This is a genomic window from Sphingomonas sp. FG14 (assembly GCF_057809675.1).
This window is the reverse complement of sequence record NZ_JBMDKK010000002.1, coordinates 333673-348576: the sequence shown is the minus strand read 5'-3', so window position 1 is coordinate 348576 and position 14904 is coordinate 333673. Positions and strand designations below refer to the sequence as shown.

Here is a 14904-nt window from a genome sequence, read left to right as displayed (position 1 = left end):
ACGATGCGGGTGGCGGAATCCGACAAGATTCTTGTCCGCCGGCTCAGCGCGCGGTGTTGCGGGCGATCGTGCGCCACTCCCCATCTGAAAGCGGCAGCGTGCGAAGCGCGGCATAATATGCCGAAAGATCGCGCGCGAAGGGCCAATCCGAAGCGGGAATAAAATGGCGGATCCCGATCCGCCGCATCAGCGCGACCAACGTGGTCTTGTCCGCTTCCACGACGGTGCCGACCTTGATCGCGGCAAGGTCGAAATAAAGGCGGCCGCACAGCGACCGGTCGCGCTCGCACGCCTCCGCGAAAACGCCGAGCGCCGCCAGCGTCGATGCATCGACGCCGCCCCAGCCCGCCGCATGTGCGATCTGGACGCTCGCGCCGCGCGCGGCGGGCAGCACGTCCCGCACGAAGATGCGCGCTTCCTCCGCGCCATAGCCGGTCGCCTGGTTGCGCATATGCACCATGATGCGCAGCCGCGCTGACGCCGCCGCGCGAAATATCCCGGCCAGCATCGACACATGTTCGGCCTTGTGAAAATCGAAGCGCGAATTGGCGAGATGGAGCTTGATGCCCGCGACATGGCGGTCGCCCTTCCAGCGGCCGATCTCGGGCAAGGCGGTTTCGGTCACCGGATTGACGCCGATATAGGCCTCCAGCCGGGCGGGATGGGCGCGGGCCAAGCCGACAGTGAAGTCATTGGCGGCGCGCAGGATCTCCGCATGATCGGGCACGGGGGTCGACATCAACGGGCTTTCCGCGAGATAGCCGGTCGACATCACCCGCGCGCGCTTGATCCCCGCCGCATCCATCGCCGCGAGCAGATCGTCCACCGTCAGCGGATTGGCGAATTCCGGATCGCATTTGCTCGTCCTGCCCGGGCTGGCGCAATAGGCTGGCAGGAACGCCAGGATCGCGGGCGAATGAACATGGACGTGGTGATCCACCGCCACCTTGGGCGACGGCCCGCGCGCCGCTTGCAGCGGGGCCACCGACAGGATGGCGGCCGTGACCAGAAGCGCGCGGGCGATGTTCATTTGCCGGCGCCGCCGAGCAGGGTCCGCTTCCAGAACTGGACCGAGGTCCAGAAATAATAGTCCGAATTGTCCTTCTTGTGGAAACCATGGCCTTCATTCTGCGCGAGCAGATGCCAGGCGGTGCCGCCCTTGCCCCGGATCGCCGCGATGATCTGTTCTGCCTCGGACGCGGGCACGCGGGGATCGTTGCCGCCGGTCGCGACGAGGAGCGGGATATTGATCCTGTCGACGCTGGTGAGCGGCGAGATCGCGATCAGCTTCGCCCGCTGCTTCGGATCGCGCTCGTCTCCATATTCGGCGCGGCGCAGGTCGCGGCGATAGGATTGCGTGCTTTCCAGGAAAGTCACGAAGTTGGAGATGCCGACATAGCAGCTCGCGCTTCTGATCCGCGCCCCATAGTGGACGGCGGAAGCATAGCACATATAGCCGCCATAGGACATGCCGGAGATCGCGAAGCGCCCGGCGTCGAGCGTAGCGTCCCGGCCCAGCGCGTCGAGGATCGCACCGATATCCTTCACCGAATTCTCGCGCAGGTCCGGGCCATTGTCGAGATTGACGAAGCGCTTGCCGAAGCCCGAGGAGCCGCGGACATTGGGGAAGAACAATGCGATGCCCAGTTCATTGAGCAGATAATTGTCGGCCCCGCGATAATCGGGCCGCACCTGCCCTTCCGGTCCGCCATGGATATCCATGATCATCGGTCGCTTGCCGGGGAAGCGCGCCGGATCGGGGCGATAGAGGAAGCCCGAGACCATCTCGCCATCGAAGCTCTTCACCTCGACCAGTTCGGGTTCGATATTGCGCGCGGCATCGAGCCCGCCGATTTCGCTCTCCGTCCAGCGCGTGACCGCCAGCGTCTTCGGATCGACCGAGAAGGCATCGCCCGCGACGCGCGCCGAAGACATGCTGAGCCCGATCGCACCCCAGGGCGCGATCTCGATCGCGGAGCCGATGGCATAAGGGATCACGCCGGCCGGCAATCCGGTCACGGGCCGGGCATTGCCGGTCGCCACATCCATCACGCGCAGGCGGCTGACGCCCGCTTCGTTGATCGCATAGGCGATGAAGCTGCCGTCCGGCGCGATCGCATAGTCGCTGACATCCCATCTCGGCTCCTTCGAGACCGGCGTGAAGCGCCCCTTGCGATCGAGCTTGCCGAGCTGGATGAAATCCGACGAGACGCTGGAGGCGACCCAGATCGTGCCGTCGGGTCCATAGCGCGGATCGACATAGGATGCGGGCGTCTTGTCGCCCGCGATCACCGTGAGCTTGCCGGTGGCGAGATCGAGTTCATGGACGATGGCGTTGCTGATCGACTTGCGGTTGAGGACCAGCGCGGTCTTTCCGTCCGCCGAGAAATCCGTGATGCTCCAGCCGCCGCCGTCGACCTGCGCGACCAGCCGATCGGTCTTCGGATCGCGCGGATCCATGACGTACAGATCGGTGTCGGCGCCATTGCGCCGCGTGGAGATGTAGCCGATCCGACGTCCATCCCGGCTCCAGGCACCGAACCAGTTGCGGCTCTTGCCGTCGGTCAGCAGCACCGGCCGGCCGTTCTCGAGGCGATAGAGCTGATAGAATTCGCCGCCGCCGACATCCTTCTGAATCACCAGCGTGCGGTCCCTGCCCGGCGCACGAAAGCCGGCAAGGACGGGTTCCTGCTCGAAACTCACCTGGCGCCGCATCGCCTGGGGCGCCGCGACGGCATGCAACTGGTCGGTGCCGCCAAAGCGTGTCTTGACCAGCATCGAGCGATCGGCCGGATCCCAGCCCTGGAATACCGCCTTGCGGGCTTCGAGATAGGGCCGCGTATCGTTCGCCAGCGCATCGGTGACCGGCGGCGGACCGTCGATCACGATCGCGGCGGGCTTCGGCACGTCCGCCAGCGCGGCAGTGGCGGAGGTCGACAGGGCGATGGCGAGGATGCGGCGCGCAATCATGGATCGTCTCCCGAAGCGATATAGAGCGGTTTGCGATCAGATCGGCCGCTCTAAGCTATTGTTTCACAGCGATTTCCGAGTCGTCAGATGAATTCATCTGACTGGAAATCGCTCTGGTGGCAAAAAAGTGCCGCCGGCGCGGCAAGGGAACCGGCCGGCGGCGGGGGCGTCAGCGAGCTGACGTCAGAAGCGGACGCGAGCGCCCACGGTGATGTAACGCCCGACCACGTCGTAATAGGGCGAGTAGAGTGCGCTGACCGGCGGATCCTTGTCGAACAGGTTGGTCGCGTTGGCATAAAGCTCAAGCTGCGGCCCACTCGACACCGGGATGCGCGCGTTCAACTGAAGATCGAAATAGGTATAGGCCGGGATGTGGTTGTTCACGAGGTTGACGGTGCTGTTGTAATTGCCCGCCGACAGATAGCGGGCCCGCAGCAGCGCGCCGAACGTCTCGTCCTGATAGGCGATGCTGGCGTTTACGCGCCATTCGGGAACGCCCAGGCCGAACGAATAGCCCTGCGACTTCACATAGTCGATCTTGCTGACGCCGTCGTTGGTGCTGAGGCGGCTAACCCAGGTGCCGAGCAGGCGGAAGGTCAGGTTGCCCGCGCTGACCGGCAGGACATAGCTCAGTTCCGCGTCGACGCCATCGGTCTGATATTCGGCAAGGTTGATGAAGGTCGCGACGGTGCGCACGATCGTACCCGAGGCATCACGCTCGACCTTGGCGCACAGGTCGAGATTGCCGTTGAAGCAGCGCGTCACCAGGTCCTGCGCAGCGATCGTCGTGATCACGTCCTTGATGCGGATGTCATAATAGTCGAGCGTCAGGTTGAGGCGCGACAGCGGCGACAGGACGAAACCGGCGGTAAAGGTGTCTGCGGTTTCGGGCCGCAGATTGGGATTGCCGCCGCCATTGTTCAACACATAGACGCTGGTGTTGGTCTTCGGATCGGTCAGCGTGTTGTAGCCCGTCGTCGACTGGGTATACAATTCGGCCAGGTTCGCCGAACGGATATCGCGCGAACGCGTGACGCGGCCCTTCACCCCGGGGAAGAACTCGTTGGTCAGGCCAAGCTTCCACGACCAGATCGAACCCGTCGTGTTATAGTCCGAGATGCGCGCCGCGCCGTTGAACTCCAGCTTGTTGAGCACGGGCAGGTCGCGCGCCAGCGGCAGGAGGATTTCGGCGAACGCCTCCTTGACGGTGAAGCTGCCCTTCAGGGGCGAGAAGCTGAAGGTCTGGAACGCCTTGGCGAGATCGAGATCGCCGACGCGGGCGTTGATCGATTCCTTGCGCCATTCACCACCGACCGCGATCGAGACCGGGCCCGCCCACAGATCGAACGGCTCGCCGCGCAGGCTGAAACCCGCCGTGTCCAGCTTGGTGCGCGACCGCGACCGGGGCGTGCCCGTGACGTAGTCGATGGCGTCCTGCGAAGGCGCCCCCAGGCCGAACAGGTCGATGGGAACGCAGTTGGTGTTGGGATTGGTCAGCGCGATTCGGCAGATCGGCTTGTTGGTGGTGGGGCTGATGACCGAATCCACCGCCTGCGCATAGGGGGTGGTCAGCAAGAAGCCGGGCGTGTCGATATTGTTGTCGAACTGGCCATGGCTGTAATAGGCGCCATAGCGCCAGCGGCCGTCGCTCGACTTGCCGTCGATCGCGAGCGTCGCCTGCGTGTTCTTCCGCTCGAAATCGATCGTCGAATAGGACAGGTCGGAATTGAACCGGCCCATGGTGAAGCTGGTCTGCCCGGCCGCAGCCATCGCATCGCGGATTTCCTGCCGCAGGAACGCGTTGTCGGACTTGATGGTCAGGTTGCCGCGATTGTGATCGCCGAACCAGATATAGTTGTTCCACATACGCGAATGACGGAATTCGGCGGTGACCGTCAGGTTTTCGGTCAGGTCGAAGCTCGCCTGCGCGGCCATGCTGTAACGGCGCTGCGGCGTCACGAGCGGGCTGAGATCGTCGTTCGACGGACCTTCGCCGCCGATCATGTTGGTGCCGCTGACCACGCCGTAATTGATCGGACGCAGCGAACCATCGGGATTGAAGCCCTTGCCCGCGAGCACGCCCGACAGGATGATCCCGCCATAGGCGGCATTGGAGAAGCCGACATCGGGCGACAGGATAAAGGTGCCGCCACCGTTGGAGATCGTCGCCCAGCGACCGACATTGGGGCGACTGACCTTGGGAATGACGCCTTCATTGTTCAGGTATTCGCCACCGATCACGAAATGGCCGCGCCCATCGGCAAACGACGTGCCGAACGCACCCTCGAAGCGGTGCTCGGCGGCATCGCCATAGCTGGAGATGCCGGCCTGCGCGCCGAGCTTCACGCCGGTGAACTTGCCGTCGAGCGTAACGTTGACGACGCCGGCGACGGCGCCCGAGCCCCAGGCGGCAGATGCGCCGCCGGTGACGATATCGACGCTCTTGATCAGTACGGTCGGGATGGCGTTGAGATCATTATCGCTCGAAAGACGGCGGCCATTGACCAGCACGAGCGTGCGGCTGATCCCCAGGCCGCGCAGATCGACCGGCGCCTGGCCGGCGCTGGTGTTGGTGCCCGTGGTCTGCGGCGAGGTGGTCGCGCGGAACTGCGGCAGATCGTTGAGCGCGGCGGCGACATTGGTCCGCGCCGCGACGCTGAGGTCGGATGCCGTCACCTGCAGGGTCGGCGTCGGCGCGTCGAAGGCGCGGTCGATACGCGAACCGGTCACGACGATGGCTTCGGCCTCGTCCTCCACCGGCGCCATGTCGGTCGTCTGCGCCGAAACGCCGGCCGATGCGAGGATCGCCACGCACGCACCGATCACGCTGCCAAATCGAATCATTCGTACCCCCTGTGCTGGGCCCGGCGGTCCGTTGCCGCAGGCTGTCACTGGGAAGACGACGGTCCTTCACAAAACCGACATATTTTGTGAGATTTTGTTCGAAGCCGCGTTGCCGAACCAAGGCAACGCGGCACTTATCATTGATATCGAACAATATTATCGTCGACTTGATCCGACATCCTCAGTCGAAGATTTCTTCGAGCCAGGATTTGCGCTTCTTGTAATGGCGCTGGTCGTGGCTGCCACCATGATAACGATCGTCGGAATAACGATCCTGCCCCCAGGGCTGACGCTGCTGGGGCGGCTGGGGCTGGGGCTGTTGATATTGCTGCTGCTGCGGCCGCGCAGCCGGCGCAACGTCCGCGGTGCTACGCTCGATGATCTTGTCCAGCTCCCCACGATCGAGCCAGATGCCCCGGCATTGCGGGCAATAATCGATCTCGATTCCCTGCCGGTCGCTCATCGCAAGCCCGACCTTGCAGACGGGGCAGAGCATTGCCGATACGGCTTCAGGGGTACGCATCTCAAAAAACCTCCACTTTGTAATTCGTTACGTTGGTGAAACGCACTGGGCGTGCCTTTTGTGCCCTCCGCGCTCCGCGATTCACGGCAATATGGGTGCAATTCGCCCCGATCAAAGCCCCAATTCACGACGGATCAGCGGTATGGTGGCCTGCCATGCACGAGTGCCGGGCGCAATCAGCTCGACATGGCCTTCGTCCGCGACGGTTACAGTCTGGACGGCCACTCTCCTTGCGCGCAACGCCGCTTCATAAGCCGCCGCATAAGCGGGCGGCGCGATGCGATCGAGCGTGGTGTTCACCTGAATCTGGCGCGCGCCACCCGCCGCCATTTCGATCGGCGAGGTATCGGCATAGATGTCCGGCCGCGCCGGACTGGCCGCGCCCGCCATCGCCTTTGGCGCGTCGGTGCCACAGCCATGGCCGATGGCGTTCGACGAGAAGCGGAGATCGGGCAACCCGCCCTGACTGATCGCCGCATGGATCGGCAATGGCGCGGCCCCGCGCAAGGCGGATCCGACAGGGAGCGCGGACCGGGCGGCAAGCCAGAGTGCAAGATGCCCGCCCGCCGAATGGCCGACCGCGACGATCCGGCCGGTCTTGAGCCCATGGCGCGCGCCATCGCGCCCGAGCATGTCGGCGGCGGCCGCCACGTCCATGAAGGTGCCCGGATAGCCACCACCCGCGCGATCGACACCGCGATAGTCGATATTCCACACCGCGATTCCCTGCCCGCGCAGATCGTCGGCGATCCAGTTCATGATGGTGCGGTCCGCCACATCGCTCTGCCAGCAGCCGCCATGGACCATCAGCACCACGGGATGTGGCCCCTGGCCTGCCGGCAACCACAGATCCACGATTTGCAGGGGATCATCCCCATAATGCAGCGTCCGGTCCGGCGCGGGCCTCGGCCGCTCCAGCAGATCGGGCCAGCGCATGACCGTCCGGGGCTCGGCGGTCGTCGCGGAGCTATCCGCCGACATGATCGAGACCAGCAGAGAGGCGGCCAGCACGGCATATGGCTTCATTCAAGGAACGCCCCCAGGTCATCAATAATCCTTCGACACGCGCACGTTCACGCTTTGGCGGCCGATCGTCGAGATGCTCGACAGCAGCGACAGCCAGCGCGTGATCTGGAATTCGACGCGCGTCGCCGAATAGCCCTGCCCATCGGTGATCAGTTCGACATAGGTTCGCCGGGTGATGTATTTGCCCGCCGCGATCGACGTGCCCTGTCCCGTCGTGGTGTCCGCCGGCAGGATGCGCAGCCGGTCCAGCCCGGCCGCCTGGCGCACCGCGTTGATCGGATTGAGTCCATTGCCGCCGCCCTGCAGCGCCGCCACCGCCGCCGCAAGCTGCAGCGCCTCGGGCGCCGACAGGTTGGTGATCGACGTTCCGAAAAGGAGGCGCGACAATAATTCATCCTCGGGCATCGCGGGCACGCTGGTGAATGCGATTTCCGGTTTCAGGCCGGTGCCGGTCACCCGGATCGTCGCATTCAGCCCCTGGATGCTCGCTTCCGCCGCAATGTCGATGGTCGGATCGGGCGGGCTGTTGCCGTTGAAGCGGATCGATCCACGCTCGAGGTCGAAATTGCGGCCCGCGAATTCATAGCTGCCGCGCAGCAGCTCGGCGGAACCCAGGATCGCCGGCGATTCGACGGTGCCGCCGATATCGAGCGCCGCCCGCCATTCGCTGTCGAGGCCCAATCCCGATACGATCAGGCGGTTGCGGGCATTGGCCTTGATCGCCAACCGCCAGGGGACGGCGGCCGCCGGACGCTCGATGACCTCGCCGCGCCGGTTGAGTTCCTTCACATTGAGGCGCGGAATGGTCGACGCGGCGGTCGCGCGGCCCAATACATAGCGGCTGCGGACCAGATCGACCTCGCCGCCGATCACGCCACCACGCCCGTCGGTGCGGATGGTGATCGGGCCGGTGACGGTGGCGCCGATATCGTCGCGGTTGATCAGCACCGCATTCTTGGCGTCCATCGCCAGATCGATGCCGAAGCCCTGTGCGGCCGCCAGGTTGAAGCTGCCCCGCCCGGTCACCGTGCCTTCGCTGCCCGCATTGGCGCTGAACTCGTCGAGCAGGAGCCGGCTGTCGTCGAACCGGCCGCTGGCCTTCACATTGGTGAGCACCGTGCCGGTCACCGCGCTTTCCAGGCGCGCGCCCTGGGTGCGGACCGATCCGCGGATCACCGGATCGGCGAGCTTGCCGGTGACGTCCGCGCCGATCGCGACCGGGCCGGAGAGATCGAAGATCTCGACGCCGGTCAATCGCCACAGCGTATCGGCCGGGCCGTTATAGCGGATCTGACCGAACAGCGGCGCGGTGGACAGGCGGTCCATGATCCCGCCTTCCGCGCCGAGCGGCGAGAGCCGGGCCTGGGCGCGGCCGATCGTCTGCCCGCCGCTCGCCGCGATGGCGCGCGCCGCCGCGCCACGTTCGTTGACGACCGCCGCGATCCCGACATCGATCGGCTTGGACGACAGGACGAGGCCGGCCCGCGCCAGCCCGCGGATACGCAGATCCATGCGCCCGACCGGCAGGCTCGCGCGCGCATCCTGGCTGAAGTTCAGCGTACCGCTGGCCATGCCGCTCAGCCCCAGATCGGGCCAGGCCATGTCGAGGATCGACAAGGGCATGCGCTGAAGCGTCGCGTTCACTTCATTGGGGCCTTCGCCGAACAGGCCGGCGACGGTCGCCGAACCACCCGCGAACTCAAGCCCGGTTCGCGCCAGCCGCCATCCCGCGCCGTCACGGGTCAGCACCGCCGGACCGGTCAGCTTGACGGGGCGGCGGTCGATCGTGCCTTCGCCGATCAGCGAGATGCGATCGGGCGATATGTCGGCCACGGTCTGCAGATCGAAGGCGCGGCCACGGGCGCCGGCGAATGATGCGCGCACTTGTCCTGCGCCATCCTTGAGCTTGGCGTTTCCGGCCAGGCGCGCCAGCACGACATTGCCGCGCCTGAGCCCGCGCGCGTTCAGCGTCGCGTCGATCGTGGTGCCGTCCGGATCGAGCAGCACCACCGCATCGAGCTGGCCGCGCCGGATCGATAGCTCGGGCGGCCCCGCGAACCGCGCGCCATTGGCCCTGAGCATGACGGCGATCCGCTGGATCTCGTTGACGGGATCGAAGGTCAGCGAACCGTCCAGGCCGCCGCCCGACACGTCCAGCCGCCCGTCAAACCCGCCCGGCAGGCTGCGCAGCGCGCCTTTCGCGGTCGTTCCGGACACCTTGAGTTCGGCCACCGCGATGGTCGCAGGCTGACCGGCCGGCAGCAGGATCGCGCCGTGGCTGGTGAACGGCCCCAGCGTCGATGCGCCCGCCGCCTGATAGGCGAAGCCCTGCGCATCGGGGTCAAGCTGCAGCCGCACATCACGCAAGCCCAGTGCATTCATCGGGCGTGCCAGCAACAGGTCGATCTTCGCACGATCGATCGCGCCGTCCAGCGTCAGGCGGAACGCGCCATATTGCGATTGCGTGCCCGTGCCCTCGATATGGAAGCTGCCATCCTTGCGCCGATACCCATTGCCGGTCAGCCGGATGCCTGGCGCGGTCAGCCGCAGATCGCGCAGATGGAGAATGCCGTCGGGGGTGCGCTCCAGCGCGGTATCGACCATCGGCAACCCGCCCGCCAGCCCGCGCAGGAACGCGTTGTCGAAGCGGCGGACCCAGGCCTGTGCGCGGCCGACGACGCGCGTACCCTTTCCACCCGGCCCCGGCACGACGCTCAGCTTCGTCTTGACGTCGACGATGCCCAGCCCCGGAATCAGGTAGCGTGAAAGCTGGCCCGAAACCGTCACCTCGTAACGGCCGCTCACCAGATCGACGAAGACGGAGACGGTGCTGGTCAGCTTGTCCGAGCGCAGCTTGAGGCCATCGCCGGTCAGCGCCTTGGCCGTCACCTTCAACAGCCCGTCGACGCGCAGATTCGCGAGCATGCCGCCGGCGACGTCGCCCACGCCCGTCACCCGCCGTGCGGTGAGGGTGAGCGGCACGACGACCGGCTGCTTGCCCAAACGGCCACTTCCCGCCGCACGCACCGCTTCGAAGCCGGTCTGGTCGAACGCGACGCGCGGCGCCGTCAGCAGATATTCGAAGCGCGCGGCATCGAAGCCACCATCGAGCATCGCGCGCAACTGGACATTCTGACCGCTCATATTGGGGAACAGCGCGGCGGGCTGCAGCAGATTGGCGGTGATGCGGACATTGTCATAGCCGGATCGCGCCAGATCGAGCGCGCCGTCCGCATGGATCGACAATGCTTGCGAGCCCAGCGACAGGCTGCCGTCGAGCCTGCGATCGATCAGCGTCGCCCGTCCATCGACCGAGATGCGCGGCTGGGTGAGCCGCATCACCTTGCCCTGGCTGATCAGCGACGGCGCGACGAAGCCGCGCAGGCCGTAAAGGCCCTTGTCGGCGGACAGATCAAGGTCGATCGCGCGTTTGCCGGAAAGATCGGCACGCGCCTCGCCCTTCCATGCCGTCCAGGTGCCGTTGCCCGTCACATCCGCCGCGATGGAGCGCTTCATGCCCAGTATCGCGCCGAAGACGCCATTGTCCGGCGAGCGCAGCCTGGCTTCGATATCGAAGCGATCGCGATCGGGCTCGGCGTCGATCATCAGCACCAGCCGATCGCCGCCGCCCTCGACCATCGAATCGAGCGCCACTTTCGCGCGGCCCGAACGGATGTCCGCCGCGCCGACCAGCCGGCCTATCCGCCGCTGACCCGAAATCGCGGGCTCGAAGCGCAGCCGATCGATACTGAGCGAGCCGATCGAAATGTCGAAACCCGGAAGGATCGGGCCCTTCTTTTCCGACGGATTGAATTTCGGCCCCTTGTGCAGCGTCGCCAGCGGCGCATGGAGCGAACGGATGTCGAGCCGGTTGGCGATCCAGCCCAGCGGCCGCCAGTCCAGCCGCACATCGGGAGAATCGAGCAACAGGCCCTGCGCGTCATAAACACGCAGATCACGCAGCCGCGCGGTGCCGAAGATCGAACCGTCGATTCGGCCGATACGGATGCGCAGCCCCGATTTCGGCGCCATCCGTTCGATCCGGTCGATCAGGAAACGATGCCCCGGGCCGGTATCGATCGCCCAGATCGCGACAACGCCAAGCAGTAGCAGCGCGACGATGCCGCCGACCAGCCATTTGGCGACCCGCTTCAAAACGCCTGGCCCAGCGAAACATAGACGGCGATGCGCGGATCGCCCTTCTGCCGATTGAGCGGGGTGCCGACATCGACGCGGATCGGACCGAAATTGGTGTAGTAACGCCCGCCAATGCCCGCGCCGAGCCGCAGGTTGTTGAACTTGGGAATGCCGCCGGTCGAGATATTGCCGGCGTCGATAAAGGGCACGACTCCGAAATCGCCGAAGCGCACGCGCGCTTCCAGCGAGAATTCGGCCAGGCTCTTGCCGCCGATCGGATCGTTGTTCAGGTCGCGCGGCCCGATCGATTGATAGCCATAGCCGCGCACCGATCCGCCGCCGCCCGCATAGAAACGACGCGAAGGCGCGATGCGATCGCGCGACGCGCCATAAATCGTGCCCAGCCGGGTGCGCCCCGCCAGGACGACGCGGTCGCTGACCGGGAAATAGCCACTCGCGTCGATCTGCGTCTTCAAATAGGCGAAGGTGCCCGCCTGGAAGGATCCTTCGGGCGAGATGCGGCCACTCAGGCGGAAACCCTTGGTCGGATTGAGCAGATCGTCCGATCCGTCATAGGCCAGGGTCGCCGGCAACGCGCCGATGAAGAAGGTGCGATCCACCGGCACCACGCCATTGCCGATGATCCCCTTCTCGCGCGAGGCGAGCAGTTCGGCGCCAACTGACCAGGTCCATTTCTTCTGGAAAATGATGTTGGTCTGCCGTTCCAGGCTGCCCGAAAGCGAGAAGGTCTTCGCTTCATAGGCATCGCGATCGACATGGCTGATCGCGACCTGGGCATTGAGCACGCGATCGCGCGCGCGGAAATTGCTGCGGCGAAGCGTCGCGCTCAGCAATTGCTCCTGCGTTCCCGCGACGCCGCGAAATGTGACCGCGCCTTCCGGCTTGAAGAAATTACGGTGCGTCCAGCTCACTTCCGCACGGGCGCCCTCGCCCGTGCCATAGCCGAGTTCGCCCGCGATCGTCCGGGGCGGCGCCGGTTCCAGCGTGACCGCGACATCGACCGTGTCGGGCGTCTGCCCGGGCACCGTTTCCACCCTGGCCTGCGATACCAGGCCGGTCTGGATCAGTGCGCGGCGAAGGTCGTCGGTCAGCGCCGCGTCGTAAGCGTCACCGGGATCGAAGCGCGCGATCGTCTGCACGTGGCGGGCACTGAAGACGCGATCGTCGGCGACGGTGACGCGGCCGAACGTGCGCTGCCCACCCGGATCGATATCCACGACCAGGGTCGCGGTTCGATCGTCGTGATCGACGACGACCTCCGGCTCGCCAACCTTGGCGAAGGGAAATCCTTCCCGTCCGATCTTCAGCTTCAGCGCATCCTCGCCCGCCAGGACCTTGTCGGCATCCACCGCGTCCTCCGGCTTGACGCCGAACGCCTTGCGCAACGCCTCCGCCTTGTCTCCGGCACGATCGAGACCGCGCAGTTCGACCTCGGTGAAGCGATAGACGGGGCCGGGCTCGGCATCCAGCACCACGACGATGCGGCCGTCGGGCTGGGTTTCGACCCGCGTCTCGACCTGTGCGTCATAATGGCCGGCGGCGCGCAGCAACGTCGCGAGCAGGTCCTCGTCCTCACGCGCGCGACGATCGATCTGCGCGACATTGGCCGCCTTGCCCTCATTCTGCTCCAGCGCCGAAAGCGCGTCGAAACGTTCGCGCAACTGTGGCGACGTCACGCCTTCCAGGCCTTCGAGCCTGACCGAATAACGGCGCTCGCCTTCCGCGTCCGTCTGCGTCGCCGGCCCGGGGGCCGCCGGGTCGGGCGGCAAATCGGCATCCTTGCTCAGATCCGGCCAATCAACGCCCAGATCGGGAAAATTGGCGAGCGGCGCCTCGGGGTCCAGCGGCACGTCGGCCGAGGATGACGGCATGGCGGGTGGCGGCACCGGCACTATCGCCGGTTGCGCCGCTTCCTGTGCAAGAGCCGGCACGCCCCCGCCCGCACAGAGCAAGGCCAGGACGGCCAAGGCACGGGGCAACGGAGGACCGGAACGCATCGTCCTTCCCTAGCCCTTCTGCATCAGGCTCGCCAGCGCGATCAGCGCAGGATTTCAATGGTTCGGCGCGGATCGCCGCGAAGTCAGTGGCGCGATCCGTCCGCCGTCTGACGCGACAGCGAAACGATCAGCCGCTCGATCTGACGCCAGCGGCAGAAATGCCGGACATTCCCGATATCGCGGCTGCGGTTGGCGAGCGCCGCCGCCTCGAAACCCGCGTTCGTGCCATAGATAGCCATCAACCGCGCGGCGTCTTCCCACGACGCGCGATCCACGAAAGGCGTGGACGCCATAACGATGTTCCCCCCAAAGTCTCCCTGGTCGGGACACCTCATCACGATCCGTGCCAAATGAGTCACGACGCAAACAGGCCTAATGCGATGGTCATCAAAGCCTTACCATGTGCCATTGCGGGATCGGCGTGCCATTGCGGGACTCGATCGTTCCAGCACGAGAACGGAAGCGAGGCGCCGGAAGCGCTGGCGTATCACCGCGCGACGTGGCATGCGGCGCGCATGCAAGGCTCCAAACGCCCTCCGCGCGCCGGCGGCGCAGCGATCGCGCTGCTCGCACTGGGCGGCGTCATTGTCGGCAATCATTATGGCCAGGCATCGATCGGCCTGATCGCCGGCCTGGCGGCCGGCGGCGCGATCGCGCTGGCGACCTGGCTGATTGACCGCAACAGAGGCTGATCGTCAGGTGATCCGCCGCGCGGCCCAAACCACGCGGCCGATGATCTCCACATTGTCGGGCGCGCAATCCGGCCAGCTCGGATAGGCCGGATTGTCGCTGCGCACCGCCAGCCTGGGGCCGGCCGGATTGATCGCCAGCCGCTTGACGAGCAACGCATCGTCCATGCGCAGCACATAGATGCCGTCGCGCAGCCGCGTCGCGGCATCGCCGCGATCGACCAGGATCTCGTCACCGTTCGACAATGTCGGCGACATGGAATCGCCGGCGACCTGGATGATCGACAGATCGGCCAGTCCGCCGCCGACCAGCCCGCGCAGCCATTCCGCCTCGAACGCGACATGCTGGCGCGGCCGCTCGTCGCCGGCAAAGGCCCCCGGCCCCGCTGACGCGCCAATCTCCAGCCGTGGCACCGAAACCAGCCCCCGCCGGGGCGCCCGCCCCTTTCCGACCGGAACCGGCGCGGCCTCGGCGGGGCGCCCGCCCAGCCGCTCCTCCGACACACCGAAATAGCGCGCGAGGATGCGACGATCGTCCTCGGCCAGGCGCCTGGGCGAACCGCGGCGTATGAACTGCTGGATATAGGCGGCGTTACGGCCGATCATCTTCGAAAGCGACGCCATGTCGTCGCCCCTCTCGCGGATCAGCGCATCCAGTGCGGCGCGGGGATCAATCGTCTCCATTCCGGACATTTAG

Annotated in this window: 10 protein-coding genes; 1 reads left to right on the top strand and 9 read right to left on the bottom strand. The window is 65.9% G+C overall.

Annotated features, from left to right (window positions below):
• Positions 1-43 precede the first annotated feature (43 nt).
• From ACODTA_RS09790 to ACODTA_RS09755, 8 genes are all read right to left on the bottom strand, one after another.
• Complete coding sequence (locus tag ACODTA_RS09790; RefSeq protein ID WP_489065719.1) at positions 44-1030, bottom strand: amidohydrolase family protein; 987 nt, start codon at positions 1028-1030, stop codon at positions 44-46.
• On the bottom strand, positions 1027-2970 hold the full coding sequence (locus tag ACODTA_RS09785; protein WP_489065718.1) for a S9 family peptidase: 1944 nt from the start codon (positions 2968-2970) through the stop codon (positions 1027-1029). The genes ACODTA_RS09790 and ACODTA_RS09785 overlap by 4 nt, the downstream gene beginning before the upstream one ends.
• A 183-nt stretch (positions 2971-3153) precedes the next feature.
• On the bottom strand, positions 3154-5814 hold the full coding sequence (locus ACODTA_RS09780) for a TonB-dependent receptor domain-containing protein (RefSeq protein WP_489065717.1): 2661 nt from the start codon (positions 5812-5814) through the stop codon (positions 3154-3156).
• A gap of 181 nt (positions 5815-5995) precedes the next feature.
• Positions 5996-6337 (bottom strand): TFIIB-type zinc ribbon-containing protein, encoded by a 342-nt coding sequence (locus ACODTA_RS09775; RefSeq protein ID WP_489065716.1) that lies wholly within the window; start codon positions 6335-6337, stop codon positions 5996-5998.
• A 111-nt stretch (positions 6338-6448) separates the two neighbouring features.
• Entirely contained in the window at positions 6449-7363 is a 915-nt protein-coding gene (locus ACODTA_RS09770) for an alpha/beta hydrolase family protein (RefSeq protein WP_489065715.1), read from the bottom strand.
• A 21-nt stretch (positions 7364-7384) separates the two neighbouring features.
• Entirely contained in the window at positions 7385-11518 is a 4134-nt protein-coding gene (locus ACODTA_RS09765; RefSeq protein ID WP_489065714.1) for a translocation/assembly module TamB domain-containing protein, read from the bottom strand.
• Entirely contained in the window at positions 11515-13518 is a 2004-nt protein-coding gene (locus ACODTA_RS09760; RefSeq protein WP_489065713.1) for an autotransporter assembly complex protein TamA, read from the bottom strand. The genes ACODTA_RS09765 and ACODTA_RS09760 overlap by 4 nt, the downstream gene beginning before the upstream one ends.
• Positions 13519-13601: 83 nt before the next feature.
• Positions 13602-13811, bottom strand: coding sequence for a hypothetical protein (locus ACODTA_RS09755; RefSeq protein WP_489065712.1), 210 nt, complete (start codon positions 13809-13811; stop codon positions 13602-13604).
• A 222-nt stretch (positions 13812-14033) separates the two neighbouring features.
• On the opposite strand from ACODTA_RS09755, the gene ACODTA_RS09750 reads away from it, so the two are divergent.
• Positions 14034-14210: a hypothetical protein gene (locus tag ACODTA_RS09750; protein WP_489065711.1), complete on the top strand. Its 177-nt coding sequence runs from the start codon at positions 14034-14036 to the stop codon at positions 14208-14210.
• Between the two features lie 3 nt (positions 14211-14213).
• On the opposite strand, the gene ACODTA_RS09745 is transcribed toward ACODTA_RS09750, so the two are convergent.
• Complete coding sequence (locus ACODTA_RS09745) at positions 14214-14891, bottom strand: S24 family peptidase (RefSeq protein ID WP_489065710.1); 678 nt, start codon at positions 14889-14891, stop codon at positions 14214-14216.
• Positions 14892-14904: the final 13 nt, after the last annotated feature.